The organism is Vibrio sp. 970, from assembly GCF_033339075.1.
The window spans coordinates 1-585 of sequence record NZ_JAWOTW010000580.1 but is presented as its reverse complement, the minus strand read 5'-3'; the positions used below and the strand labels follow the sequence as shown (position 1 = coordinate 585).

General features: G+C 48.0%; 1 protein-coding gene. It reads right to left on the bottom strand.

Features of this window, described 5'->3' with window-relative positions:
* The coding region (locus R7Q11_RS27995) for a VCBS domain-containing protein (protein WP_225467209.1) at positions 1–585 on the bottom strand (585 nt) is incomplete at both ends.

Here is a 585-nt window from a genome sequence, read left to right as displayed (position 1 = left end):
TCAACGTCACTGGATTGCCTTGCGAGGTGAGCCCTGCAACCACATCTACAGAGGTATCTAACTGGTAACTCACGACACGGTCAGAACCTTGCGTTGTCGTGAACTGACCATCAATCGAAAGTGAATCATTTTGGTCCGAACCGATGTTCACTAAGTCGTCTTCATCAACACTGATGGCTTCAACATTTGTGATAGTCGGTTGGTCATCGGTAATCGTGACAGGAATAACGGCGGAAGTCGTGTCTCCATCAAAATCGGTCACTGTGATCGGGAAGTTGAACGTTAAGCTGTCACTGTTTGCTGCGTGGTCAATCGCGCCTTCAAGGGTAAAGTTGTAGCTGCCGTCGGGATTGACGGTTAATGTGAAAACCGGATTTGTCCCTGCTGTTGCCGTATAGGTGAAGCTGCCATTAGAATTAGCCGTTTCTGTCATTGTGACAGCTACGCCTTGTGAGGTTAATCCATCAACAAGTGTCGCATTCGAGTCAAGCTGGTAACTCACAACTCTGTCTGCACCTTCAGTGGTCGTAAACTGGCCATCAATTGAAACTGGGTCGTTTTGGTCTGAACCGATACCAGCCAGAT